This is a genomic window from Teichococcus aestuarii (assembly GCF_003116135.1).
GTDB lineage: Bacteria > Pseudomonadota > Alphaproteobacteria > Acetobacterales > Acetobacteraceae > Pseudoroseomonas > Pseudoroseomonas aestuarii.
In genome coordinates, this window is sequence record NZ_PDOA01000002.1 from 326473 (window position 1) to 348594 (window position 22122).

The 22122-nt window shown below is 72.2% G+C and carries 24 protein-coding genes and 1 riboswitch; of the genes, 15 read left to right on the plus strand and 9 right to left on the minus strand.

Going from position 1 to position 22122, the window contains the following annotated elements; genetic code table 11:
* The first annotated feature begins 56 nt into the window (after window positions 1-56).
* The 5 genes from CR165_RS04475 (at window position 57) to CR165_RS04495 (ending at window position 3752) form a co-directional block, all read left to right on the plus strand.
* Window positions 57-971, plus strand: coding sequence for a sulfite exporter TauE/SafE family protein (locus CR165_RS04475; protein WP_109515752.1), 915 nt, complete (start codon window positions 57-59; stop codon window positions 969-971).
* Complete coding sequence (locus CR165_RS04480; RefSeq protein WP_146201823.1) at window positions 968-1867, plus strand: TIGR02186 family protein; 900 nt, start codon at window positions 968-970, stop codon at window positions 1865-1867. The genes CR165_RS04475 and CR165_RS04480 overlap by 4 nt, the downstream gene beginning before the upstream one ends.
* A complete protein-coding gene (locus CR165_RS04485) occupies window positions 1868-2347 on the plus strand; it encodes a universal stress protein (RefSeq protein ID WP_109515754.1) in 480 nt (159 codons plus the stop codon).
* A 109-nt stretch (window positions 2348-2456) separates the two neighbouring features.
* Entirely contained in the window at window positions 2457-3020 is a 564-nt protein-coding gene (locus CR165_RS04490) for a NifU family protein (protein ID WP_109515755.1), read from the plus strand.
* Window positions 3021-3161: 141 nt separating this feature from the next.
* Window positions 3162-3752: a malonic semialdehyde reductase gene (locus CR165_RS04495; RefSeq protein WP_109515756.1), complete on the plus strand. Its 591-nt coding sequence runs from the start codon at window positions 3162-3164 to the stop codon at window positions 3750-3752.
* Window positions 3753-3887: 135 nt separating this feature from the next.
* On the opposite strand, the gene CR165_RS04505 is transcribed toward CR165_RS04495, so the two are convergent.
* The 3 genes from CR165_RS04505 to CR165_RS04515 form a co-directional block, all read right to left on the minus strand.
* Window positions 3888-4859: a Bug family tripartite tricarboxylate transporter substrate binding protein gene (locus CR165_RS04505; RefSeq protein ID WP_109515758.1), complete on the minus strand. Its 972-nt coding sequence runs from the start codon at window positions 4857-4859 to the stop codon at window positions 3888-3890.
* Window positions 4860-4965: 106 nt separating this feature from the next.
* Window positions 4966-5877: an AEC family transporter gene (locus CR165_RS04510; protein WP_109515759.1), complete on the minus strand. Its 912-nt coding sequence runs from the start codon at window positions 5875-5877 to the stop codon at window positions 4966-4968.
* A 28-nt stretch (window positions 5878-5905) separates the two neighbouring features.
* Entirely contained in the window at window positions 5906-6886 is a 981-nt protein-coding gene (locus CR165_RS04515; protein WP_109515760.1) for an adenosine kinase, read from the minus strand.
* Window positions 6887-7382: 496 nt separating this feature from the next.
* On the opposite strand from CR165_RS04515, the gene CR165_RS04520 reads away from it, so the two are divergent.
* The 4 genes from CR165_RS04520 to CR165_RS04535 all read left to right on the plus strand — a co-directional run bounded on the left by CR165_RS04520 (window position 7383) and on the right by CR165_RS04535 (window position 9824).
* On the plus strand, window positions 7383-7913 hold the full coding sequence (locus tag CR165_RS04520; protein ID WP_245906109.1) for a bactofilin family protein: 531 nt from the start codon (window positions 7383-7385) through the stop codon (window positions 7911-7913).
* A gap of 54 nt (window positions 7914-7967) precedes the next feature.
* A complete protein-coding gene (locus CR165_RS04525; RefSeq protein ID WP_109515762.1) occupies window positions 7968-8408 on the plus strand; it encodes a hypothetical protein in 441 nt (146 codons plus the stop codon).
* 67 nt (window positions 8409-8475) lie between these two features.
* Window positions 8476-9192 carry a ribonuclease PH gene (gene rph, locus CR165_RS04530; protein WP_109515763.1) on the plus strand — a complete coding sequence of 239 codons (717 nt, stop codon included), beginning with the start codon at window positions 8476-8478 and terminating at the stop codon, window positions 9190-9192.
* 56 nt (window positions 9193-9248) lie between these two features.
* Window positions 9249-9824, plus strand: a complete 576-nt coding sequence (locus CR165_RS04535) for a non-canonical purine NTP pyrophosphatase (RefSeq protein WP_109515952.1) — start codon at window positions 9249-9251, stop codon at window positions 9822-9824.
* Between the two features lie 25 nt (window positions 9825-9849).
* Here CR165_RS04535 and CR165_RS04540 read toward each other — a convergent pair whose 3' ends face one another.
* Window positions 9850-10743, minus strand: coding sequence for an alpha/beta fold hydrolase (locus tag CR165_RS04540; protein ID WP_219929680.1), 894 nt, complete (start codon window positions 10741-10743; stop codon window positions 9850-9852).
* Between the two features lie 161 nt (window positions 10744-10904).
* On the opposite strand from CR165_RS04540, the gene CR165_RS04545 reads away from it, so the two are divergent.
* Window positions 10905-12230, plus strand: a complete 1326-nt coding sequence (locus CR165_RS04545; RefSeq protein ID WP_109515764.1) for an aspartate aminotransferase family protein — start codon at window positions 10905-10907, stop codon at window positions 12228-12230.
* 45 nt (window positions 12231-12275) lie between these two features.
* Here CR165_RS04545 and CR165_RS04550 read toward each other — a convergent pair whose 3' ends face one another.
* Window positions 12276-12908, minus strand: a complete 633-nt coding sequence (locus CR165_RS04550) for a LysE family translocator (protein ID WP_109515765.1) — start codon at window positions 12906-12908, stop codon at window positions 12276-12278.
* A gap of 22 nt (window positions 12909-12930) precedes the next feature.
* Window positions 12931-13016: riboswitch (ZMP/ZTP riboswitch) on the minus strand.
* A gap of 137 nt (window positions 13017-13153) precedes the next feature.
* On the opposite strand from CR165_RS04550, the gene CR165_RS04555 reads away from it, so the two are divergent.
* Window positions 13154-14137, plus strand: coding sequence for a CobW family GTP-binding protein (locus CR165_RS04555; RefSeq protein ID WP_109515766.1), 984 nt, complete (start codon window positions 13154-13156; stop codon window positions 14135-14137).
* Window positions 14134-15201 (plus strand): WD40 repeat domain-containing protein, encoded by a 1068-nt coding sequence (locus CR165_RS04560; protein WP_109515767.1) that lies wholly within the window; start codon window positions 14134-14136, stop codon window positions 15199-15201. The genes CR165_RS04555 and CR165_RS04560 overlap by 4 nt, the downstream gene beginning before the upstream one ends.
* A 56-nt stretch (window positions 15202-15257) precedes the next feature.
* Here the strand turns inward: CR165_RS04560 and CR165_RS04565 are convergent, their stop codons facing one another.
* Window positions 15258-15920 (minus strand): type 1 glutamine amidotransferase, encoded by a 663-nt coding sequence (locus tag CR165_RS04565; RefSeq protein ID WP_109515768.1) that lies wholly within the window; start codon window positions 15918-15920, stop codon window positions 15258-15260.
* Window positions 15921-16058: 138 nt separating this feature from the next.
* Between CR165_RS04565 and CR165_RS04570 the strand changes: the two genes are divergently transcribed.
* Window positions 16059-17378, plus strand: a complete 1320-nt coding sequence (locus tag CR165_RS04570; protein ID WP_109515769.1) for a chloride channel protein — start codon at window positions 16059-16061, stop codon at window positions 17376-17378.
* A gap of 12 nt (window positions 17379-17390) precedes the next feature.
* Here the strand turns inward: CR165_RS04570 and CR165_RS04575 are convergent, their stop codons facing one another.
* Both CR165_RS04575 and hemE read right to left on the minus strand, forming a co-directional pair.
* A complete protein-coding gene (locus CR165_RS04575) occupies window positions 17391-18461 on the minus strand; it encodes a catalase family protein (RefSeq protein ID WP_109515770.1) in 1071 nt (356 codons plus the stop codon).
* A gap of 90 nt (window positions 18462-18551) precedes the next feature.
* A complete protein-coding gene (gene hemE, locus CR165_RS04580; RefSeq protein ID WP_109515771.1) occupies window positions 18552-19595 on the minus strand; it encodes a uroporphyrinogen decarboxylase in 1044 nt (347 codons plus the stop codon).
* 331 nt (window positions 19596-19926) lie between these two features.
* Here hemE and CR165_RS04585 point away from each other — a divergent pair, with 331 nt between their 5' ends.
* Together CR165_RS04585 and CR165_RS04590 are read left to right on the plus strand one after the other, a co-directional pair.
* On the plus strand, window positions 19927-20793 hold the full coding sequence (locus CR165_RS04585) for a pyruvate, water dikinase regulatory protein (protein WP_109515772.1): 867 nt from the start codon (window positions 19927-19929) through the stop codon (window positions 20791-20793).
* On the plus strand, window positions 20790-21383 hold the full coding sequence (locus CR165_RS04590) for a Maf family protein (RefSeq protein WP_109515773.1): 594 nt from the start codon (window positions 20790-20792) through the stop codon (window positions 21381-21383). Before CR165_RS04585 ends, CR165_RS04590 begins: the two co-directional genes overlap by 4 nt.
* 136 nt (window positions 21384-21519) lie before the next feature.
* Here CR165_RS04590 and recR read toward each other — a convergent pair whose 3' ends face one another.
* Window positions 21520-22122 carry a recombination mediator RecR gene (gene recR, locus CR165_RS04595; RefSeq protein ID WP_408887526.1) on the minus strand — a complete coding sequence of 201 codons (603 nt, stop codon included), beginning with the start codon at window positions 22120-22122 and terminating at the stop codon, window positions 21520-21522.

Genomic DNA, 22122 nt, shown 5'->3' on the forward strand with positions numbered 1-22122 from the left:
GGCATGACGGGTCCAAACCGGAAGCCTGTCCTTCTGGCGTAAAGACTGGAACCGCGATGCAGGTCTACCTGCCGATCGCCGAAATGTCGGTGGATGCCCTGCTGCTGCTGGGCATTGGCTTTGGCGTGGGCTGGCTCTCGGGGCTGTTCGGCGTGGGAGGCGGCTTCCTGCTCACCCCGCTGCTGATCCTGATCGGCATTCCCGCCCCGGTGGCGGTGGCCTCGGGCGCCAACCAGACGCTGGGTGCCTCGGTTTCCGGCCTCATCGCGCAGTGGCGGCGCGGCAATGTCGACCCCCGCATGGGCGGCGTGCTGCTGGTGGGCGGCTTCATCGGCTCCGGCCTCGGCGTGCAGCTCTTCGCCTGGCTGCGAAGGCTGGGGCAGGTCGATCTCGCCGTCTCGATCTTCTACGTCGTCATCCTGGGCAGCGTCGGCGCGCTGATGGTGCGCGAGAGCGTGCGCGCCATCCTGCGCCGGCGGCGGCAGGGCGGCCCCGCCCGGCTGCACGCGCATTTCTGGATGCACGGCCTGCCCTTCAAGCTGCGCTTCCGCAAGTCGCGCCTGTACATCTCGGTCATCCCGCCGCTGCTGGTGGGGCTGGCCATCGGCGTGCTCTCGGCGATCATGGGCGTCGGCGGCGGCTTCATGCTGGTGCCGGCGATGATCTATCTGCTGGGCATGCCCACCGCCGTGGTCATCGGCACCTCGCTGTTCCAGGTGGTGTTCGTCGCCGCCAACGTCACGCTGCTGCAGGCGGTGCAGACCGGCAGCGTCGACATCGTGCTGACGCTGCTGCTGCTGATCGGCGGCGTGGCGGGGGCGCAGTTCGGCGCCAGCATGGGCACCCGCCTGCGTGGCGAGGAGACGCGCGCCCTGCTCGGCCTGCTGGTGCTGGGCGTGGCGCTGAGCCTGCTCTGGGGCCTGGTGGTGACGCCGGACAGCCAGTTCGCCGTGGGCCCGATGCCCCTATGAGCCTGTGGCGGCCAGCGGGGGCGCGGGCGCGCCCGGCGGGAGCGGCGCGCGCCGGCTGCCGCGCCGGTCTCCATGCCGCTCTGGCCATGGCGCTCGGCCTGCTGCTCGCCGCTCCCGTGGCGGAGGCCCAGGCACCCGCCCCGCCGCCGCGCCGCCCCGCCGCCCAGGCGCCGCTGCCACCGCCGCCGCCGGCGCCGCCCGCCCTCCCCGCCGCCGCCCGCCCGCCGCTGGTGGCGGAGCTGTCCCAGGCGCAGGTGGCCATCACCACCGGCTTCAGCGGCACGGAGGTGCTGGTGTTCGGCGCCACCGAGCGGCTGCTCGGCGCCGGCGGCGACGACGTGCTGGTGATCGCCCAGGGGCCGGCGCAGCCCATGGTGGTGCGCCGCAAGGTCCGCGTGCTGGGCCTGTGGCTCAACGGCGCCTCGGCCCGCTTCTGGCGGGTGCCGGGCTACTACCTGCTCGCCGGCACGCGCCCGCTGGCGGAGGTGCTGAGCGAGGAGGAGCGCGCCGCCAAGCGCATCGGCCTCGAGGCGCTGCCGCTGGAAGCGGCGGGCAACCAGCAGAGCGAGTTCCGCGAGGCGCTGATGGAGCTCAAGCAGGCGGCCGGGCTGTGGGGGGAGGCGGGCAGCATGCACATCGCCGGCGCCCGGCTGTTCCGCGCCAGCCTGCCGCTGCCCGCCACCGTGCCGACCGGCGACTACCTGGTGCAGGTGCTGCTGGTGCGCGAGGGGCGCGTGGTGGCGCGGCAGGAGCTGGGCTTCCGCGTCGGGCGCGTCGGCACGGCCGCCCGCATCGCCAATGTCGCCAAGGTGCAGCCGGTGGTATACGGCCTGCTCTGCATCCTGCTGGCCGCCCTGGCGGGCTGGCTCGGCAGCGTGCTGTTCCGGAGGGGATGAATGCCCGAAGCCGCGCGACGCGACCGTGTCTTCCTGGTGGTGGTCGATGACAGCCCGGAGCTGCGCATCGCGCTGCGCTATGCCTGCCTGCGCGCCAAATACGGCGGCGGCCGCGTGGCGCTGCTGCGCGTGGTGGAGGAGGCCGGCACGGTGGAATGGGCCGGCGTCGGCGCCATGCTGCAGGAGGAGCGGCGCGACGAGGCGGAGAAGCTGCTCTCGGCGCTGGCCGCCGAGGTGCAGGAGATCACCGGCGGCATCCCCATCCTGCTGATCCGCGAGGGCAACCCGCGCGACGAGCTGCTGGCGCTGCTGGAGGAGGACCCGCGCATGTCCATCCTGATCCTCGCCACCGCCGCCAATGGCAGCGGGCCGGGGCCGCTGATCACCGCGCTGACCGGCCGCTACGCCCCGCGCCTGCGCGTGCCCATGACCATCGTGCCTGGCACGCTGGACGAGAAGGACCTGGAACGCGTCACCTGAGGGCCAGCCCGGCCCCCGGCGCGGGCCCGGGCCGGTTGCACGCGGCGCCCCGACCGCCCAAATCCCGGCACAAGACCAGAGCCGACCTCACACGGAAAAGCCCAGAACAATGTTCATCGAGACCGAAGCCACCCCGAACCCCGCCACCCTGAAGTTCCTGCCGGGCCAGGACGTGATGGGCGGGCGCGGCACGGCCGATTTCACCAGCGCCGAGGGCGCCGGCCGCAGCCCGCTGGCCGAGCGGCTCTTCGCGCTGGAGGGTGTCGCCCGCGTCTTCCTCGGCGCCGACTTCGTCACCGTCACCAAGACCGAGGCGGTGGACTGGCAGGCGCTGAAGCCGATGGTGCTGGGCGGCATCATGGAGCACTACATGGCCGGCCGCCCCGTGGTGCTGGAAGCCGAGGGCGAGGACGCGGTCGAGGACAGCGACCCGGCCGATGCCGAGATCGTCGCCCAGATCAAGGAGCTGCTCGACACCCGCGTGCGCCCGGCGGTGGCCGGCGATGGCGGGGACATCGTCTTCCGCGGCTTCCGCGACGGCGTCGTCAAGCTGCACCTGCAGGGCGCCTGCTCCGGCTGCCCCTCCTCCCGCGCCACGCTGAAGCATGGCGTCGAGAACATGCTGCGCCACTACGTGCCGGAAGTGATGGCGGTGGAGCAGGTGGACGCCTGAGCCACTGAACGGGTGGAGCCGGGCCGCGCGGCCCGGCTCCACCCGGCTCCCATTCACGGGGCGAATGTCGGCCATCCGGGCGGGCCGATTGGCAGGCTCCCGCATCGGCACCATCCTGGGCGCAAGCACAGGAGCCACCCGATGACCAACGCCCTCGACGACACCGCGCTCGACCAGCTGTTCCGCACGGCGCGCACCCACAACACGTGGCAGGACCGCCCCGTCAGCGACGAGACGCTGCGCCAGCTCTACGACCTGGTGAAGATGGCGCCGACCAGCGCCAATGCCTCCCCCGCCCGCTTCGTCTTCATCCGCACCCGCGAGGGCAAGGAGAAGCTGCGCCCCGCCCTCTCGGCCGGCAACCTGGAGAAGACGATGACGGCGCCGGTGACGGTGATCGTCGCCTGGGACCAGAAATTCTACGACAAGCTGCCGGTGCTGTTCCCGCACGCCGATGCCAAATCCTGGTTCACCGGCAGCGCCGCCTTCGCCGAGGCCACCGCCTTCCGCAACTCCTCCCTGCAGGCGGGCTACCTGATCATGGCGGCCCGCGCGCTGGGGCTGGATACCGGCCCGATGAGCGGCTTCGACAACGCCAAGGTGGACGAGGCCTTCCTCGCCAACACGGGCTGGAAGTCCAACCTGCTGGTCAATCTCGGCTATGGCGACGAGGCCGGGCTGTTCGGCCGGCTGCCGCGGCTGCCCTTCGACGAGGCGGCGGATCTGGTTTGAGGATCTTCTTTTTCTGAAGAAAAAGAAGCAAAAAGACTTCTCGGGCTTGGCGCTGCGCCATCAACCAGCGCAGCGCCAGACCAACAAAAGTTTTTTGGTTCTTTTTTCCAAAAAAGAACCCTTCTTTTCTTCCTCTTAACTGTCCAGACGAATGCCAAGCTCGCGGATCAACGGCCGCCAGACGGCGTTCTCGCGCAGGACGAAATCGTTGAACTCCGCGGGCGACCAGGGCGCGCTCTCGATGCCCAGGTCGCGCATCCGCGCCTGCATCGCGGGGGCGGCGATGGCGGCGCGCATCTCCTGGTTCAGCCGCGCGATGACAAGCTGCGGCGTGCCGGCGGGGGCCGACATGGCCTGCCAGCCGAAGGCCACCGCCTGGCCGATGCCCAGTTCCAGCGCCGTCGGCACCTCCGGCGCCTGCGCCGAGCGCGCCTCGGAGAGCACCAGCAGCGCCCGCGCCTTGCCGTCGCGCAGGAAGGGCAGGCCGGTGGCGCAGTCGATCAGCACGCTGTCCAGCGTGCCGGCCAGCAAATCCTGCATCGCCGCCGGGCCGCCGCGATAGGGCACGTGCGTCGCGTCGAAGCCGGCGCGGCGCTTCAGCATCTCCATCGCCAGGTGGTGCGGCGAGGCGACGGCGGGGGAGCCATAGGTCGGCACCTGCTGGCGCGAGGCCGCCACGTAGCCGGCGAAATCCGCCACCGCGCTGTCCGCCCGCACCACGAGGAAGAGGGGGAAGCGGCCGATGAAGCCCACGCCGGTCAGGTCGCGGTCCGGGTCGTAGGGCAGGCGGGCGTAGAGGGCGGGGTTGTAGACGAGGTTGCCATTGTCGGCGTGCAGCAGGGTGTAGCCATCCGGCGCGGCGCGGGAGACGGTCTCGCTGGCCAGCACGGCGCCGCCGCCGGGCCGGTTCTCCACCACCATGGTGTGCCCCAGCGCCGGCCCGATGCCGGCGGCGATGAGCCGCGCGAAGGTGTCGGACGGCCCGCCCGCCGGGTAGCCCACCACCCAGCGCAGCGGCCGCTCCGGCCAGCTGCCCTGGGCCTTGCCGCTGCGCGCGGCGAGGGCGCCCGCAAGGCCGAGGGCCAGGCTGCGTCGCTGTATGTTCATGCTGTGCCGTCCCGCATCTGTCCGCCCCATCATGCGGCGCACAACCCCGCAGAAAAAGATGATGGGGGGTGCGGGGGGAAGAATTCCTTCTTCCCCCCGCCCGATCTCAAAGCGCCAGCAGCGCCACCCAGAGCGGCAGCGTCACCATGGCGAGGAGGTGCTGCGTCGTGGTCATCGCCGCCATCAGCGGCGCGTCGCCGCCCATGGCGCGGGCCTGCACATAGGCGGTGGTGGCGGTGGGCTGGGCCATGAACAGCACGGCGACGGCCAGCGCCTGCGTCTCCAGCCCCAGGATGCGCCCCAGGCCCAGGGTGACCACCGGGACCACCAGCAGCTTCAGCGCCGCCGTCAGCCCCTGGGTGAGCGGGCTGGCCGCCAGCGCCCCCGGCGTCAGCGCCGCGCCGACGCAGAGCAGCCCGATGGCGAGCGAGCCCTGCGCCAGGCTGCGCAGCAGCCCGGCCACCCCCGGCGGCGCCCCGCCGACCAGCGAGAGCGCCAGCCCCACCGCGCAGGCCAGCAGCAGCGGGTTGGTAACCATCTGCCAGAGCACGCGCACCGGGTCCGGCCGGCGGGTGCCGCCCAGGCTGAACACCAGGGTGATGACGACCTGCACGAAGGGCACGATCAGCCCGGTGGCGATGCCGCCGAAGGCGATGCCGGCCGGCCCGTACACCGACCCCGCCACGGCGAAGGCCAGCAGGGTGTTGAAGCGGATGCCGCCCTGCAGCACGGAGGTGGCGGTGGCATGGCTGTGCCCCAGCGCCCGCGCCAGCAGCAGCGACAGCGCCGCGCCGAGCAGCAGCGCGCCCCAGATGGCGCCGGCCATGCCGCCCAGCGGCAGCTCGGCCAGCCGCACCGCGCCGATGGAGGAGACCAGCAGCGCCGGCAGCAGCACGGTGAAGACCAGCTTCTCCATGCCGGCCCAGACGGCCACATCGGTGAGCACCCTGCGGCGCAGCAGCGCGCCGAGGCCGATCAGCCCGAAGGTGGCGACGAAGGCATCGAGCCACGCCCCCATGGTGGCCGCCTCCCGTGCCCGGCGGCCCTCAGGCGCCGACCAGCGCCTTCAGCTCGGCCTGCGGGCGGGCGCCGAAATGGCCGATGCACTCGGCCGCGGCGACCGAGCCCCAGCGGCCGCATTCCGGCAGGGCGTGGCCCTGGGTCAGCGCCGCCAGGAAGCCGGCGGCATAGGCGTCGCCCGCCCCGGTGGTGTCCACCACGGTGGTGGGCTCGGCGGCGATCTCGTGCGTCGCTTCGCCGGCGACGATGATGCTGCCCTTCTCGGAGCGGGTGATGGCGGCCAGCCCCGCATCCCGCCGCACGGCCTCGATGGCCGCCTCCAGGCTCTCCGTCTCGTAGAGGCTCATGATCTCCGCCTCGTTGGCGAAGACGATGTCCGCCTGGCGCGCCACGAAGGCGCGGAAGGCCTCGCGGTGGCGGCCGACGCAGAACGGGTCGGAGAGGCTGATGGCCACCTGCCGGCCGGCCGCGTGCGCCAGGGCGGCGGCGCGGCGGAAGGCGGCCTGCGCCGCCGGCGGGTCGAACAGGTAGCCTTCCAGGTAGGTGACGGCGGCGGAGGCCACCATCGCCGCGTCCACATCCGCCTCGCCGAAGCTGACGCAGGCGCCGAGATAGGTGTTCATCGTCCGCTGCCCGTCGGGCGTGACGAGGATCAGGCAGCGCGCGGTGGGGTCGCCGCCCTGCAGCGGGGCGGTGGGGAAGGCCACGCCGGCGGCGCGGATGTCGTGCGCGAAGACGCGGCCCAGCGCGTCGTCCGCCACCTTGCCGAGGAAGCCCACGCGGGCGCCGAGCGCCGCGGCCACCGCGCAGGTGTTGCCGGCCGAGCCGCCGCTGCTCTCCACCCCCGGCCCCATGGCGCCGTAGATCGCCTCGGCGCGGCTGGTGTCGATCAGGGCCATGGCGCCCTTGGTCATGCCCTGCGCGGCCAGGAAGCCGTCCTCGGCGCGGGCCAGCACGTCCAGGATGGCGTTGCCGATGCCGAGGATGTCGAGGGTGGAGGCGGCCATGTGCGAAACCCTGTGCTCTGGATGCGGCGGTGCCGCGCAGCCCCGCCGATAGCAGCCCCGCGCCGCCCGGCATAGGGCAGGGCGGGCCGGGGCCGGGGCCCGCCCAAACCTGGCGGCGCGAAAGTTTATTAACCGTTATGGAAGGATTGCCCCGCATTGTTCCCGCAGGGGGCGAGCCGGCCCGGCGAACTTCCGGAAGCTTCTGGAAAATCGGGGATTCGTTGCGCCCAGCCGGTTGTCCGGACGGGCCGCCGCGTGATAGCCGGAGTGAGGAGTGCGCCAGCCCATGATGGAGCTGGCGCGCAAGGCTTCATACCCAGCCGTTGCACAGGGGGAGCAGATGTCCATCTTCCGCCGCCGCGAAGAGCCCACACCGCCCGCGCCCGGCGCGGGAGGGGCAGAGGAAGGTTCCGGCGCGCCGACCACCGTTCCGGTGGCGCGCGATCCGGACCTTGCTGTTCCCCCCTTCCGCCCCGCGCCCAGCAAGGAGGCCGCCATGAACCTGCCGCCGAAGCCCAGCCAGCCCCCTGCCGGAATGGGCATGCCGCCGCGGCCGCCGGTGAACGCCGGCATGAATGCCGGCATGAACGCGGGCGCCCAGCAGGCCCCGGCCGCCGCCGCCCGCGCCCCCGGCCCGGCCGCCGCCACCGAGCGCCGCACCATGGTGGTGGGCAAGGGCATCAGCCTGCAGGGCACCGTGACGGATGCCGAGCGGCTGGTGGTGGAAGGCACCATCGAGAGCCAGATGATGCAGGCGGCCGAGCTGTTCATCAGCCCGAGCGGCGTGTTCAAGGGCGAGGTCGAGGTGGACGACGCCGAGATCGCCGGCACCTTTGACGGCACGCTGACGGCGCGCGGCAACCTGGTCATCCGCGGCACCGGCAAGGTGCTGGGCGTGGCCCGCTGCCGCAAGCTGCAGGTGGAGGAGGGCGGCCAGCTCTCCGGCCGCATGGAGATGCTGAGCGACAGCGCGCCGCAGCACAGCTACGCGCCCTCGCCGCTCGCCATCCCCGCCGCGGAGGTCTGACCGGCGGCGCGGGCGGCCCGTCTCCGCGCCGGCCTTCCGCGCCATCCTCCTCCCATGCGTCCCACCCTCCTGACCGCCCTTCTGCTGCTCGGCGCCTGCGCCGCGCAGCCCTCTCCGGCCGACCCGCACGCGGTTCTGCAGGAGGTGCTGGACAGCTACCGCGCCAACCTGGCCGGCATGCAGCCGACAACCGCCCCCGTCCTGCCACGGCTGGAAGGGGCACCCGAGCGTGCCGCCCAGCTTCTCGGCCAGTCGCCCGAGGCGCTGCGCCGCTGGCTGGGCGAGCCGCGCCTGCGCCGCACCGAGGGCGCGGCGCAGATCTGGCTCTACCAGACCCCCTTCTGCCATCTCGACGTGGTGCTGGACCGCGACGACGCGCCCGGCTCGCCCCTGCGGGTCAGCTACGCCGCCGCCCGCGCCTCGGGCACCGAACGGCGCACCGAGGCCGCCTGCCTGCGGCAGCTCGCCGGAGGCATGCGGAGCGCCGCGAATTGACAAGGCGGCGGCCATCGCCCCATTCCCGGCGGGTCCCGCCGCCGCAGATATCGAAAGCTCCCCGCCCATGCGCCCCTCCGGCCGTGCCCCCGACGCGTTGCGCCCCGTCAGCCTGGAGGTCGGCGTGGCCCGGCATGCGGAAGGCTCCTGCCGCATCCGGATGGGCCACACCGAGGTGCTCTGCACCGCCAGCGTGGAAGGGCGCGTGCCCTCCTTCCTGCGCGGCAAGGGCGAGGGCTGGGTGACGGCCGAGTACGGCATGCTGCCGCGCGCCACCCACAGCCGCGGCGAGCGCGAGGCGGCGCGCGGCAAGCAGTCCGGCCGCACGCAAGAGATCCAGCGCCTGATCGCCCGCAGCCTGCGCGCGGTGGTGGACCGCAGGGCGATGGGCGAGCTGGCCGTGGTGCTGGATTGCGACGTGCTGACGGCCGATGGCGGCACGCGCTGCGCCGCCATCACCGGCGCCTGGGTGGCGCTGCACCAGGCCTTCGAGCATTGCGTGCTGAAGAACATGATCAGCGGCAACCCGATCCGCGACCAGGTGGCCGCCATCTCCTGCGGGCTGTGGAAGGGCGAGCCGGTGCTCGACCTCGACTATGCCGAGGACAAGGACGCCCAGGCGGACGGCAATTTCGTGCTGACCGGCAAGGGTGGCATCGTCGAGGTGCAGGGCACGGCCGAGGGCGCGCCCTTCTCCGACGCGCAGCTCACCGCCATGCTCGGGCTGGCGCGGCAGGGCACGGCGGCGCTGTTCGCCGCCCAGCGCCGGGCGGTCGGCCAGTGAACGGCGCCCCGGTGAACGGAACCCCGCACCGCCGCCTGACGGAGCGGCGCATCGTCATGGCCAGCCACAATGCCGGCAAGGTGGCGGAGAACGCCGCGCTGCTGGCCGAGTACGGCATCGGCATCGTCAGCGCCAAGGAACTCGGCCTGCCGGTGCCGGAGGAGACCGAGACCAGCTTCCTCGGCAACGCCACGCTGAAGGCGCTGGCCGCCGCGCGCGCCTCCAGGCTGGTGGCGCTGGCCGATGACAGCGGCTTCTCGGTCGCCGCGCTGGACGGCGCGCCGGGCGTCCACACCGCCGACTGGGCGGAGCTGCCCGGCGGCGGGCGGGACTACGCCGCGGCCATGGCGAAGGTGCGTGACCTCGCCGCCCCGCATGCCGACCGCACCGCCTGGTTCACCTGCGCCCTGGTGCTGGCCTGGCCGGATGGCCATGTGGAAGGCTTCGAGGGCCGGGCGATGGGCGAGTGGGTCTGGCCGCCGCGCGGCCCGGGCGGCTTCGGCTACGACCCGATGTTCCAGCCCGCCGGCCAGGCGCTGACCTTCGCGGAGATGGACAAGGCCGGCAAGCACGCCATCAGCCACCGCGCCAACGCCTTCCGGATGCTGGCCGAGGCCTGCCTGAAGGGCTGAGGCGTGGTGGGAAGGGGGCCGGGGCTCAGCCGGCCGCCACCGCCATCACGGCGCGCGCGAATTCCTCCGGCGCCTCCTGCGGCACATTGTGCCCGATGCCCGGCAGGATGCGGCGCGCATAGGGCCCGGCGAAATGCGCCGCGTTCCTGTCCTCCGCCGGCAGCGGCCCCTCCACGCCATCCGCCGCGCCCTGCAGCACGATGGCGGGCACAGGGATGCGGGGTTGCGCGGCCAGCCGCGCCTCGATCTCCTCCAGCGCCGGGTCGCCGGGGGCGCCGCCATGGCGGTGCCGGTAGGAGTGGATGACGACCTCCACGAAGTCGGGGTTGTCGAAGGCCGCGGCGCTGCGGGCGAAGGTGGCTTCGTCGAACGCCCATTCCGGCGACCACAGCCGCCAGAGGAGGCGGCACAGGTCGCGCCGGTTCTGCGCCAGGCCGGCGCGGCCCCGCCCGGTCTGGAAGTAGTACTGGTACCAGTGGCGGAGCTCCTTCTCCGGCGCCGCCGGCTCCCCGGCACGGGCGAGGTCCTGGATGTTGTAGCCGGTGCCGCAGCTGACCAGGCCGCGCGCCCGCTCCGGCCACAGCGCCGCGGCGACGCAGGCGGCGCGGCCGCCCCAGTCATACCCCGCCAGCACCGCGCGCGGGATCCGCAGCGCCTCCATCAGGGCCAGCAGGTCCGCCCCCAGCGCCGCCTGCTGGCCGGAGCGCGGCGTCCCGGCCGAGAGGAACCGCGTGCCGCCATAGCCGCGCAGGAAGGGGATGACGCAGCGCCACCCGGCCGCCGCCAGCATCTCCGCCACGGCGTCATAGGCATGGATGTCATAGGGAAAGCCGTGCAGCAGGATCGCCACCGGCCCCTCGGCCGGGCCCGCCTCCCGATAGGCCACCGACAGGCCGCCCGCCTCGATCCGCCGCATCATCGCCCCGCCTCCCCTCTGGCCGGGCGGCAGGATAGGCCGGGCCGGCGTTTCGCGCGCCCCGTCCCGCCGAGTCGCGCGCCGATCGCCGGAAGCCTCTCGCCTTCCGGCCGCAAGGGGCCTAGCCTTTTCCGCCATCCGCCCCCGGCTGTGCAGGATCGACCATGAACCAGATCAACGTGCCGCGCCCGAACGACCTTGATGCGTTCTGGATGCCCTATTCCGACAACCGCTACTTCAAGTCGCACCCGCGCCTGCTGGCCCGCGCCGAGGGCATGTCCTACTTCACGGCGGACGGGCAGGAGATCATCGACGGCACCGCCGGGCTGTGGTGCTGCAACGCCGGCCATGGCCGCCGCGAGATCACCGAGGCGATCCAGAAGCAGGCGGCGGTGATGGACTTCGCCCCCACCTTCCAGCTCGGCCACCCCATCGCCTTCGAGGCGGCGGCCCGCGTGGCGGAGATGACGCCGGAGGGGCTGGACCGCGTCTTCTTCACCAATTCCGGCTCCGAGAGCGCCGACACCGCGCTGAAGATCGCCCTCGCCTACCAGAAGGCGCGCGGGCAGAGCCAGCGCGTGCGCCTCGTCGGGCGGGAGCGCGGCTACCATGGCGTCGGCTTCGGCGGCATGTCGGTGGGCGGCATCGGCGGCAACCGCAAGCAGTTCGGCGCCATGCTGCCCTATGTGGACCACCTCCCCCACACCCACCTGCCGGAGCAGAACGCCTTCTCGAAGGGCCTGCCGCAGCACGGCGCCCACCTGGCGGACGCGCTGGAGAACCTCGTCGCCCTGCACGGGGACACCATCGCCGCCGTCATGGTCGAGCCGATGGCCGGCTCCACCGGCGTGCTGGTGCCGCCCGTGGGCTACCTGAAGCGCCTGCGCGAGCTGTGCGACAAGCACGGCATCCTGCTGATCTTCGACGAGGTGATCACCGGCTTCGGCCGACTCGGCACCAATTTCGGCGCCGAGCGCCTCGGCGTCACGCCCGACATCATGACGATGGCCAAGGGCCTCTCCAACGCCGCCGTGCCGATGGGCGCGGTCGCGGTGAACAACGCCATCTACGACACGGTGGTGAACGGCGCGCCGGAGGGCATCGAGCTGTTCCACGGCTACACCTATTCCGGCCACCCGCTGGCCTGCGCCGCCTCCATCGCCACGCTGGCGCTGCACAAGGCGGAGGACCTGCCGGGCCGCGCCGCCGCCATGGAGCCCTATTTCGAAGAGGCGGCCCACTCGCTGCGCGGCCTGCCCAACGTCATCGACATCCGCTCGATCGGCCTCGTCACCGGCATCGAGTTGTCCTCGCGCCCGGGCAAGCCCACCGCCCGCGCCGTGGACATCTTCCGCGACTGCTTCGACAAGGGCGTGCTGATCCGCACCACCGGCGACATCATCGCCCTCTCGCCGCCGCTGATCGCCGAGAAGCACCACATCGACCGGATCTTCGGCACGCTGTCCGACGCCATCCGGGCGGCCGCCTGAGCAGCCTCCGGGGAAGGCGCGCGCCTTCCCCGGGACCCCTTCTTCTCAGCGGGACAGCAGCAGGCGCAGGCCCAGCGCGGCCATCGCCGCGCCCGCCAGGCGGTCCAGCCAGCCCTTGCCGCGCAGATAGGCGGCGCGCGGCGCGGCGGTGGAAAGAGCCAGGGCCACCAGCCCGTACCACCCGGCCTCCACCGCCAGCACCAGCGGCGGCAGCACGACGGCAAGCCAGAACGGCGCCTCCGCCGGCAGCAGGGCGGCAAAGATGCCGGCATAGACCAGCGCGGTTTTCGGGTTGCTCAGCTGCGTCGCCAGCGCCAGCAGGAAGGTGCGGCCCAGCCCCGCCTGCGCCCTCTCTCCCGCCGGGGCGCTCCCCTCCTGGGCCAGCGGCACATCCGCGCCACGCCAGATGCGCCAGCCCAGCCAGACGAGGTAGAGCCCGCCCGCCACCCGGACCAGGAGGGACAGCGCCTCCACCTGCGCCAGTAGCGCGGTGAGGCCCAGCAGCGCCAGGGTGGCGAAGGCGGCACCCCCCACCCCCATGCCAAGCGCCGCCGCCAGCCCGCACAGGCGGGATCGCGTGACGGCGATGCGGCTCACCAGGACGAAGCTCGGGCCGGGGCTGATCGCCCCCAGCAGGAGCGCCCCCAGAATGGCCATCAGGGCTGTGGTCGCGGACATGACAATCTCTCCGTCAGGGAGGGTGGATTGCCCAGGCGAGCGGCATGCGGCATGGCCCCGCACTCCCCGATGGTGCTCCATCTTTTCTCGCCAGTTGCGCGGGAGGGCAGGCTAAGCCAGGGCGGCGGCCCGCGTCCAGCACAGGCGTGGGATGCTCTTCGCGGCGCCCCCCGTGACCTTCGGAGGGAACCGTATCATATAACATGGCCGAACGACGTCCCCCTCCCGGCAGGAGACCGCGCGCCATGAGCGAGACCAGCGACACCATCCCCGTCACCGTGCTGACCGGCTATCTCGGCGCCGGCAAGACCACGCTGCTGAACCGCATCCTCACCGAGAACCACGGCAAGAAATTCGCGGTGGTGATCAACGAGTTTGGTGAGCTCGGCGTGGACAACGACCTCGTCATCGACGCCGACGAGGAAGTGTTCGAGATGAACAACGGCTGCATCTGCTGCACCGTGCGCGGCGACCTCGTCCGCATCCTCGGCGGGCTGATGAAGCGGCGCGGCAAGTTCGACGGCATCATCGTCGAGACCACCGGCCTGGCCAACCCGGCCCCCGTGGCGCAGACCTTCTTCATGGACGAGGACGTCAAGCGGGCCACGCGGCTCGACGCCATCGTGACCGTGGTGGACGCCAAGAACCTCATCGCCCGGCTGGCCGACAGCACCGAGGCCGAGGAGCAGATCGCCTTTGCCGACCTCATCGTGCTCAACAAGATGGACCTGGTGAGCGAGGAGGAGGCCGCCGAGGTGGAGCGCCGCATCAAGGCGATCAACCCCTATGCCGAGATCCAGCGCGCCACCAAGTCGGCCGTGCCGGTGGAGAGCGTCATCGGGCGGGACGCCTTCAAGCTGGAGCGCATCCTGGAGCGCGAGCCGGACTTCCTCACCTCCGACGAGCACGAGCACAATGACGAGGTGATGAGCATGTCCTTCGAGGTGTCGCAGCCGATCGACGCCGAGAAGTTCAATGCCTGGATCAGCCAGCTCCTCCAGGCCAAGGGGCAGGACCTGCTGCGCACCAAGGGCATCCTGGCCTACAAGGACGAGCCCAACCGCTTCGCCTTCCAGGCCGTGCACATGATCGCCGATGGCGATTTCATCGGGCCGTGGAAGGAAGGCGACCCGCGCAAGTCCAAGATCGTCTTCATCGGCCGCAACCTGAACCGGCCGCAGCTGCGCCGCGGCTTCGAGGGCTGCGTGGCTTCCCCGGGGGTGGCATGAGCGAAAGCCTGAGCGGCGGCGCCATGGGAAGCGTCGAGGACGCCGACTTCCTGCTCTCCACGCGCGGGGCGGGGCATGAGCTGGGCGCCTGGGTGGTGAGCGCCGCCTTCGGCCGGGACGGCCAGGGCGCCGCCTTCGGCCTGGGCGACGGCACGCTGCACCTGGCCGACCCGGCGCAGCCCGCCGCCCCCTGGCGGAAGCTGGAGGCGCATGACGGCGCCTGCCTGACCGTGGTGCCCGACTTCGCCGCCGGCTTCCTCTCGGGCGGCGACGACGGCAAGCTGCTGCGCGTGCTGCCCGACGGCAGCACCGCCACGCTGGCCGATTTCGGCATGATGAAGTGGGTGGAACATATCGCCGCCCACGCCTCCGGCCTGCGCGCCGTGGGTGTGGGCAAGGCGGTGCACCTGCTGGACAAGGGCGGCGCGACGCTCAAGACGCTGGCGCACCCCTCCACCGTGGGCGGCGTGGCCTTCGACGCCAAGGGCAAGCGCGTGGCGGCCGGGCACTACAACGGCGTCAGCCTGTGGTTCGTCAACAGCAAGGAGGACAAGCCGCGCGTGCTGCCGTGGAAGGGCAGCCACCAGCTCGTGGCCTTCAGCCCGGACGGCACGCATGTCGTCTCCACCATGCAGGAGAACGCGCTGCATGGCTGGCGGCTGACCGACCAGCAGGACATGCGGATGTCCGGCTACCCCGCCAAGATCAAGTCCTTCTCCTTCACCGCCAAGGGCCGCTGGATGGCCACGGCGGGGGCGGATTGCGTGGTGCTGTGGCCCTTCTTCGCCGGCGGCCCGATGGGCAAGCCGCCGATGGAGCTGGCGGGGGGCGATGGCGTGCTCTGCACCCAGGTGGCCTGCCACCCGCAGCACGAGGTGGTGGCCGCCGGCTTCCAGGACGGGCTGGTGCTGATGGCCGAGATCGGCAGCGGCAAGATCGTCCCCGTGGCCGCGCCCGGCCGCGGTGCCGTCTCGGCGCTGGCCTGGAACGCCACCGGCACGCAGCTGGCCTTCGGCACCGAGACCGGCTTCGCCGGCCTGGTGGACCTCTCGAAGCGCGGCTGAACCGATAGAAAAAAGATGGGGGTCCGGGGGAATTCCTTCCCCCGGCCTTTCTTTGCCTACAGCCCGACCAGCCGCAGCATCTCCGCGAACAGCGCCTCCCGCTGCCCCTTGAGGCTGCCATCCCGCTCCCGCGTCAGCGCGACGATCTCCTCGGGCACGATCCCCTTCGCCGCCAGCCGCTCGGGCGGCGTGAAGCCGATCCATTCCGCCACGCAGCCCGCATTCGCCTCCGGGTGGAACTGCACCCCCAGCGCCCGCCGGTGGCGGAAGGCCTGGATGGTGCCTTCCGAGCGGGCCAGCACCTCGGCCTCCGGCGGCAACGCCACATGGTCGCCATGCCAGCGCAGCCAGGGGCCGCGCCAGAGGGGCGCGCTGGCCTCGGCCGTCTCCATCCACCCCTCATGGAAGGTGCCCGTGGGCGCCACGCTGCCACCGATGGCGGAGGCGATCATCTGCGCCCCGAAGCAGATGCCGATGGCGGGCCGCCCTTCGCCGATCCAGCGGGCCAGCAGGTCGCGCTGGGTGTCGATCCAGCCATCCCCGTCATAGGCCGCCCTGGGCGAGCCGAGCGTGACCAGGAGATCCGCCTCCGGCAGCGGGCCGGGGGTCAGGTCCGGCCCGGCGAGGGTGGCCAGGGCGGCGCCGTGGCGGGCCGCCAGCCAGTCGCCGAAATGGCCGACCGGCGCCAGGGGGGAGTTCTCGAGGACCAGGACGCGCATCAGACTCGGTTCCGCAGGAAGCTGCGGGACGATGCCATTCCGGTGGCGGGGCGCAAGGCAGCCTCCGCCACTTTCCGCTTCGCAGGGCGCGCCATGCGGCGCAGACAGGGCCTTCCACCCTTCCGGAGTGCACCGCCCATGCCCGCCGAACGCTTCCGCGCCCTGAACCGCCGCCGGCTGCGGCGCCTGCCGCTGCTCTCGCCGCGGCAATGGCGGCGGCGGCTGCTGTTCTGGCTGGGCGCGGCGCTGATCGGGCTGGTGGCGGTGGCCTTCGCCGAGCTGGCGGATGCGGCGCAGCACCTGTTCCTGCGCGTCGCGGCGGTGCATCCGCTGCTGGTGTTCCTGGTGGCGCCGGCGGGGCTGGCGCTCTCCCTGGTGCTGACGCGGCGCCTCTTCCCCGGCGCCCAGGGCAGCGGCATCCCGCAGGTCATCGCCGCGCTGCACGAGCCGGACCCAGCGCGGGCGGGGGCGCTGCTGACGCTGCGCATCGCCTTCGGCAAGGTGCTGCTGACGCTGCTCGGCATGGCCAGCGGCGCCTCGATCGGGCGCGAGGGGCCGACGGTGCAGGTGGGCGCCGCCATCATGCATGCCCTCTCGCGCTGGCAGCGCCTGCCGCGGCCGGAGATGGTGCGGGTGCTGGTTCTGGCGGGCGGCGCGGCGGGGGTGGCGGCGGCCTTCAACACGCCGCTGGCCGGGCTGGTCTTCGCCATCGAGGAGCTGAGCCACTCCTTCCGCTCCCGCAGCGGCGGCATGACGCTGACGGCGGTGGTCATCGCCGGCATCACCGCCACCGCCGTGCTGGGCAACTACGTCTATTTCGGCGTCAGCGAGGCGCAGCTGGCGCTGGGCCCGGCCTGGCTGGCGGTGGTGGTCTGCGGCGTGGCGGGCGGGCTGGCGGGGGGGCTGTTCTCCTCGGCGCTGCTGCACCTGCCGCGCCTGCTGCCGGGGGCGGTGCGGCGCTTCGCCGGGCGGCGGCCGGCAGGCTTCGCGGCGCTGTGCGGCGTGCTGCTCGCGCTGATCGGCTGGCTCTCGGGAGGCACCAGCTACGGCACGGGCTACGAGCAGGCGCGGATGCTGCTGGAGATGCAGCCCGGCCTGCCAGCCGATTTCGCGCTGTGGAAGCTGCTGGCCACCGTGGTCTCCTACCTCAGCGGCATCCCGGGCGGCATCTTCGCGCCCTCGCTCTCGGTGGGGGCGGGCATCGGCGCGCTGCTGCCGCCGCTGCTGCCGGGGGCGCCGGCCGCGGCGGTGGTGCTGCTCGGCATGGTGGCCTATTTCGCCGGGGTGGTGCAGGCGCCCATCACCGCCGCCGTCATCGTGCTGGAGATGACCAGCAACCACGCCATGGCGGTGCCGCTGATGGCCACCGCCCTGGTGGCGCTGCTGGTCTCCCGCCTGGTCTGCCGCCGGCCGCTCTACAGCACCATGGCGACGCGCTTCATGGCCGCGCAGCGCTGAAGCGGCAATGCCTCAGCCCTGGCGCGGCTCGTGGACGGGGCAGCCGTTGCGGGTGCCGCGGAAGCGCGCGGAATCCTCGTAGGCCGGCCGGCGGGCGCGCATGATGCCGCCCAGCGGCCGGTGCGCCTCCAGCCCGTGCCAGGGGCTGAAGGCCATGCCGTCGTCGATCTCCCGCACCCGCTCCGCGTCCCAGGCCGGCTGCGGCGGCACGATGATGCGCGCCACGGCGATGTAGGGGCTCTCCTCCTCCGGCCAGGGCACCGAGGCATCCTCGACCGGCATGGTCTCGCGATTGGTGAGAAGCTGCACCCGCAGTTCCCACTCGCCTCCCTGCTCGCGGAAGAAGGCCTTCACCTCCTCGCGCAGCGCGTCCGGCCGGCCGCCGGTCTCCACCTTGGCGTCCTTCAGCGCCAGCAGCGCCGGGGAAAGCGGAGCGACGGAATACTTGGCCACATAGTCGCCGTGGCGCAGCGGCACCTGGCTCCAGAAGGTCTCGCCCAGGATGTGGGTGCTGGGATGGCCGCCCATGCTCTTCAGCATGGCGCTCTCGCCGCCGAAGGTCTCCACCACCGCCTCGGCACCGCGCAGCACGGTAGACACCATCTTCTTCAGCCCCTGCGGCGTGTCCGTGGTGCGGGCCAGCAGCTTCAGGCTGCCGGCGAAGGCCTTGGGGTCGGGCGCCAGGAAGGCCGGCGCGTTGGCCATGACGAAATCCTGCGTCGCATCCGCCTCCGAGCCGGGCAGCCGCTCCCCCTCGACGCCGATCACCTTCACCGCCAGGCCACGCGGCACGGTGATGCTGTCATCCAGCACGTCGCCGGGGTTGGTGGAGAAGCGCAGTACCGCCGGATACTCCGCCGGATGCGCGAACAGCCCCTGCGCCAGGGTGGGCGGCAGGTGGCCCAGCACCCGCAGCGTGCCCTTCAGCAGGCCGTGGCCCTTGGCGTGCACGCTGCGCACGGCGTGGCCATAATCCTCGAAGGTGGTCTCGCTGATCTTGCGCAGGCTGCCGGTGAGGGAGGCGATGGTCTCGGCCTCGTCGGGCTGCACCTGTTCCAGCGAGGGGTCGTAGCGCACGGGCATGGGGCGTTCTCCAGGGGGGTCACCCCGGAAAACGCCGCTCCCCCCGCCGCTGTTGCCCACAGGGCCGCCAGCGGCCCGCCAGGAGGCTTCTCAGCCCATGCGGATGACGCGTGCCAGCGCCGCCACATGCTCCGGCGGCGTCGGCGGGACGATGCCGTGGCCCAGGTTGAACACGAAGGGCCGGCCGCGCATGGCGGCCAGGATCGAGCGCGCCTCGGCCTCCATCGCCGCGCCGCCGGCCACCACCGCCTGCGGGTCCAGGTTGCCCTGCAGCGCCACCTCGGCCGGCACCGCCGTGGCGGCCCAGCGCGGGTCCATGGCGGTGTCCATTGCCACGGTGGAGACACCGGTGCGCTGCGCGTATTCCGGCAGCAGCGGCCCCGCCAGGCGCGGGAAGCCGATCAGCGGAATGTCCGGCCGGACCTTGCGGATGTTGCGGACGATGGCGGCGCTGGGCTCGATCGACCAGCGGCGGAACTGGGCGGGGGAGAGCAGGCCGGCCCAGCTGTCGAACAGCATCAGCGCCTCGGCCCCCGCCTCGGCCTGGGCGAGCAGATATTCCGTCGTCGAATCGACAAGCAGGCGGATCAGCTTCCCGAACAGCGCTGGGTCGGCATAGGCCATGCGCCGGGCATGGGCGAACTCGCCGCCGCCGCGGCCTTCCACCATGTAGCAGGCGACCGTGAACGGGCTGCCCGCGAAGCCGATCAACGCCGCCTTCGGCGCCTCCTGAGCCAGCCCGGCCCGCACCCGCGACACCGTCTCGTAGATCGGCGCCAGCCGTGCCGCCGCCCCTGCCGGGTCCAGCTTCGCCAGCCCTTCCGCGTCGCGGATCGGCTCCAGCAGCGGCCCCTCGCCCTCGGCGTAGCGCAGCGGCTGCCCCATGGCCCAGGGCAGCATCAGGATGTCGCTGAACAGGATGGCGCCATCCATCCCGTAGCGGCGCAGCGGTTGCAGCGTCACCTCGGCGGCGAGGGCGGGGTTCGTGCACAGGCGGATGAAGTCGCCCGCCTGGGCCCGCAGCGCCCGGTATTCCGGCAGGTACCGCCCGGCCTGGCGCATCAGCCAGAAGGGTGGCGGCCAGACCGCCTCGCCGGAGAGGGCGCGCAGCAAGGGCTTCGGTGCGTTTTCCATGGCGCCCCTTTCTATGAAAAAGAGTCTTTAAGAAAGATGGGGGACTCGTAGGGCCTGTGGATAAGGGGGACGCAGTGGACGCAATTCCTGTCCACAAAGTTCTCCACAGGCGCGAATCGGGCACAAAGCCAGCTCAAAGGCCGGTTTCCGGCGTTTTCCACAGAGTCTCGCGCCACGCTGTGCCCAACAAACCCCAGCCCCCCGGAAATGCGGATTCCATCCCCGCTTATCCCAGGGGGGGTTCCGGTGGGGCAAGGTTTTCCCCAATCTCCACAGCAATCCCCGTTATTCTCCACCGCGCAAAAACGCCGCACGAGGCCGATCGGAGCCGATGTCAAACCGTAGCTTCAACCTGCATCTCGTCTCCGACAGCACGGGTGAGACGCTGAACTCCATCGCGCGCGCCACGCTGGCGCGCTTCGCGGACCCGCATGTCATCCATCACCGCTGGTCGCTGGTCCGCTCCCATTTGCAGCTCGAGCAGGTGCTGGAGGGCATCAAGGCGGAGCCGGGGCCGGTGATGTTCACCCTGGTGGACCGCTCGCTGCGGCATTCGCTGGAGGAGGTGTGCCAGCAGCTCGGCGTGCCCTGCCTCTCGGTGCTGGACCCGGTGATGGACCTGCTGCAGACCCAGCTCGGCCAGCAGGCGCGGGAGAAGCGCGCCGCGCAGTACGTGCTGGACGCCGACTATTTCCGCCGCATCGACGCCATGCACTACGTGCTGGCGCATGACGACGGCCAGGGCGTTGCCGGCATCGAGGAGGCCGACTGCGTGCTGGTGGGCGTCTCCCGCTCCTCCAAGACGCCGACCTGCTTCTACCTCGCCAATCGCGGCATCAAGGCCGCCAACGTGCCGATCGTGCCGACCTCCCCCCTGCCGGAGGAGCTGGAGAACCCGCCCTGCCCGGTGATCGGCCTCACCATCGACGTGGCGGCGCTGATCGACATCCGCCGCCACCGGCTGAAGATCATCGGCGCCGGCGGCGTGCGGCAGGACACCAACGACTATGTGGACCACGAGGCGGTGAAGGCGGAGATCCAGGCGGCGCGGCGGCTCTGCACCAGCCATGGCTGGCCGGTGATCGACGTCACGCGCCGCTCGATCGAGGAGACGGCCGCCACCGTGCTGCAGCTGATGGAGGCCTGGCACGCCCGCCGCAGCCAGGGCGGGCCGAAGCCCGGCGGCATCGGCGCATGATCCGGCTGGTCCTGGCCTCCGGCTCCGCCACGCGGGCGGCGCTGCTGCGCGCGGCGGGGCTTGACTTCACCGCGCAGCCCGCGCCCGTGGACGAGGCCAGCCTGAAGGAGGCCGCCCGGGCCGAGGGCATACCGCCGGCCGATGCCGCCATCCTGCTGGCCGAGGCCAAGGCCATGCGCGTGGCGCGGCGGGAGCCGGAGGCGCTGGTGATCGGCGCCGACCAGCTCCTGGTGTGCGAGGGGGCGTGGTTCGACAAGCCGGAGGACCTGGCCGGCGCCCGCGCCCAGCTTCAGGCGCTGCGCGGGCGCACGCACACGCTGTTCACCGCCATGGTGCTGTGGCGGCATGGCCAGCGCGTCTGGCAGCACGTCGCCACACCACGGCTGACCATGCGCGACTTCTCCGACAGCTTCCTGGACCGCTACCTGGCGCTGGAGGGGGAGGCGGTGACGCACTCCGTCGGCGCCTACCGGCTGGAGGGGCCGGGCATCCAGCTCTTCCGCGAGGTGGAGGGGGAGCACAGCGCCATCCTCGGCCTGCCGCTGCTGCCGCTGCTGGGGTTCCTGCGGCAGCACGGGGCGTTGGATTAAGGAAGAATCTTCTTTTTCTGAAGAAAAAGAAGCAAAAAGACTTTTCGATTCTGGCGCCGCGCCATCAACCAGCGCGGCGCCAGACTGACAAAAGTTTTTTGGTTCTTTTTTCCAAAAAGGAACCCTTTCCCTTCTTCTACGCCGGCCGCCGCGCCTTCAGCGCCGCGGCCAATGTCCCGTCATCCATCACATCCAGCGCGCCGCCCATCGGCACGCCCTGGGCCAGCCGCGTGACGATGACGCCGGTGGGGCGCAGCCGGTCGGTCAGGTAATGCGCGGTGGTGGCGCCATCGACCGTGGCGGGCAGCGCCAGGATCACCTCGCGCGCCTCACCCTCCGCCACGCGGGCCAGCAGATCCGCCACGCGCAGATCGTCCGGCCCGACGCCGGAGAGCGCCGAGAGCACGCCGCCCAGCACATGGTAGAGGCCGCGGTGCACATGCGCCCGCTCCAGCGCCCAGAGGTCGGAGACGCCCTCCACCACGCAGAGCACGTCGTGCTCCCGCGCCGGGTCGGTGCAGATGCGGCAGGGGTCCTGGGTGTCGAGATTGCCGCAGACGCGGCAGGGGCGGACGGCCTCCGCCGTCTCGCGCAGGGCCTGGGCGAGCGGCAGCATCAGCCCGCCCGGGTCCTGCAGCAGCTTCAGCGCGGCGCGGCGGGCGCTGCGGCGGCCGAGCCCCGGCAGCCGCGCCAGCATGGCGACGAGCCGCTCGACCTGGTCCGGCCCGCGCACGCTCAA

Coding starts and splice junctions, on each gene's coding strand:
- CR165_RS04475 (WP_109515752.1), top strand. CDS start 57: ATGCAGGTCTACCTGCCGATCGCCGAAATGTCGGTGGATGCCCTGCTG.
- CR165_RS04480 (WP_146201823.1), top strand. CDS start 968: ATGAGCCTGTGGCGGCCAGCGGGGGCGCGGGCGCGCCCGGCGGGAGCG.
- CR165_RS04485 (WP_109515754.1), top strand. CDS start 1,868: ATGCCCGAAGCCGCGCGACGCGACCGTGTCTTCCTGGTGGTGGTCGAT.
- CR165_RS04490 (WP_109515755.1), top strand. CDS start 2,457: ATGTTCATCGAGACCGAAGCCACCCCGAACCCCGCCACCCTGAAGTTC.
- CR165_RS04495 (WP_109515756.1), top strand. CDS start 3,162: ATGACCAACGCCCTCGACGACACCGCGCTCGACCAGCTGTTCCGCACG.
- CR165_RS04505 (WP_109515758.1), bottom strand. CDS start 4,859: ATGAACATACAGCGACGCAGCCTGGCCCTCGGCCTTGCGGGCGCCCTC.
- CR165_RS04510 (WP_109515759.1), bottom strand. CDS start 5,877: ATGGGGGCGTGGCTCGATGCCTTCGTCGCCACCTTCGGGCTGATCGGC.
- CR165_RS04515 (WP_109515760.1), bottom strand. CDS start 6,886: ATGGCCGCCTCCACCCTCGACATCCTCGGCATCGGCAACGCCATCCTG.
- CR165_RS04520 (WP_245906109.1), top strand. CDS start 7,383: ATGAACCTGCCGCCGAAGCCCAGCCAGCCCCCTGCCGGAATGGGCATG.
- CR165_RS04525 (WP_109515762.1), top strand. CDS start 7,968: ATGCGTCCCACCCTCCTGACCGCCCTTCTGCTGCTCGGCGCCTGCGCC.
- rph (WP_109515763.1), top strand. CDS start 8,476: ATGCGCCCCTCCGGCCGTGCCCCCGACGCGTTGCGCCCCGTCAGCCTG.
- CR165_RS04535 (WP_109515952.1), top strand. CDS start 9,249: ATGGCCAGCCACAATGCCGGCAAGGTGGCGGAGAACGCCGCGCTGCTG.
- CR165_RS04540 (WP_219929680.1), bottom strand. CDS start 10,743: ATGATGCGGCGGATCGAGGCGGGCGGCCTGTCGGTGGCCTATCGGGAG.
- CR165_RS04545 (WP_109515764.1), top strand. CDS start 10,905: ATGAACCAGATCAACGTGCCGCGCCCGAACGACCTTGATGCGTTCTGG.
- CR165_RS04550 (WP_109515765.1), bottom strand. CDS start 12,908: ATGTCCGCGACCACAGCCCTGATGGCCATTCTGGGGGCGCTCCTGCTG.
- CR165_RS04555 (WP_109515766.1), top strand. CDS start 13,154: ATGAGCGAGACCAGCGACACCATCCCCGTCACCGTGCTGACCGGCTAT.
- CR165_RS04560 (WP_109515767.1), top strand. CDS start 14,134: ATGAGCGAAAGCCTGAGCGGCGGCGCCATGGGAAGCGTCGAGGACGCC.
- CR165_RS04565 (WP_109515768.1), bottom strand. CDS start 15,920: ATGCGCGTCCTGGTCCTCGAGAACTCCCCCCTGGCGCCGGTCGGCCAT.
- CR165_RS04570 (WP_109515769.1), top strand. CDS start 16,059: ATGCCCGCCGAACGCTTCCGCGCCCTGAACCGCCGCCGGCTGCGGCGC.
- CR165_RS04575 (WP_109515770.1), bottom strand. CDS start 18,461: ATGCCCGTGCGCTACGACCCCTCGCTGGAACAGGTGCAGCCCGACGAG.
- hemE (WP_109515771.1), bottom strand. CDS start 19,595: ATGGAAAACGCACCGAAGCCCTTGCTGCGCGCCCTCTCCGGCGAGGCG.
- CR165_RS04585 (WP_109515772.1), top strand. CDS start 19,927: ATGTCAAACCGTAGCTTCAACCTGCATCTCGTCTCCGACAGCACGGGT.
- CR165_RS04590 (WP_109515773.1), top strand. CDS start 20,790: ATGATCCGGCTGGTCCTGGCCTCCGGCTCCGCCACGCGGGCGGCGCTG.